Source organism: Streptomyces caniscabiei (assembly GCF_014930365.1).
Taxonomy (GTDB): Bacteria; Actinomycetota; Actinomycetes; order Streptomycetales; family Streptomycetaceae; genus Streptomyces; species Streptomyces caniscabiei.
This window is the reverse complement of record NZ_JABXWI010000062.1, coordinates 1-915: the sequence shown is the minus strand read 5'-3', so window position 1 is coordinate 915 and position 915 is coordinate 1. Positions and strand designations below refer to the sequence as shown.

Here is a 915-nt window from a genome sequence, read left to right as displayed (position 1 = left end):
CTCGCGTCCGCGGGAGCCGTCGCAGTCACGGCCTCCTGCCTTTCCTTGTCAGTCATGGTTCGGTCGACCCTTCGAGTTCTGGGTGGTGGGAGAGGGGGGCAGCTGTTCAGGAAGCCCAGGATGTGATCGGCGACCGTCTTGGGCTGTTCGACGTGCGGGAAGTGCCCCACGCCGGGTTATGGCCCCGTACAGGTAGAGCGACGGGACCGAGGGGCGCCAGGCCTGCACGCCAAGCCTGTCCGGTGAGCTCAGGACGGTTGTGTACTGAACAGTCAGAAACCTAGGCGGTTCTGTACTGAGTTGTCAAGTGCGGTCGGCTTAATGCCGCATCTTTCTGAGCTGGAAGGATGCATGTCATGCCGAAGAAGGTGGATCCCGAGCTGAGAGCCCGAGCCGTCCGGCTGGTGCTGTAGCACCGTGCCGAGAACCCGACCAAATACCGCGGCGGTACTGACGGTGTCCAAGCAGGTCGGGGTAGGCAGAAGTCGTTGTGGCGCTGGGGCGCTCAGGCCGAGAATGACGGTGGTGAGGCGCCCGGGGTCACGATCGAGGAGAGCGAGGGGACCCGCCGGCTGAGGGCGGAGAACCGTCGGCTGCGTGAGGACGTGGCGGTCCTGAAGGCGGCTACAACTTTCTTTGTCGGGGAGCTCGACCCCCGCAACGGCTGATGGTCGCCTTCATCGACGAGCAGCGTTCACCTGACGGTCCTGACCGACCGGGTTGAAGGTTGCACGCTGGTCACCGGGCGGAGATCCGCCCCATCCCGCAGTCCGCAGTCCGCAGTCCGCAGTCCGCAACAACGCCATGTCAGAGTCCGCCCCGCTCCGCCCATCCCGGTGGTCTCGCCGCGAGGGGCGAGTGATCCACTACTCGGCCCATGCCGCGATCCGTTCCGCGATCGCCTCGGGGGCCTCG

Annotated in this window: 1 pseudogene; it reads left to right on the top strand. The window is 65.8% G+C overall.

Going from position 1 to position 915, the window contains the following annotated elements:
• Positions 1-356 precede the first annotated feature (356 nt).
• Positions 357-697 (top strand): annotated as a pseudogene (locus tag HW837_RS49495) (transposase); the annotation flags it as partial.
• Positions 698-915 lie beyond the last annotated feature (218 nt).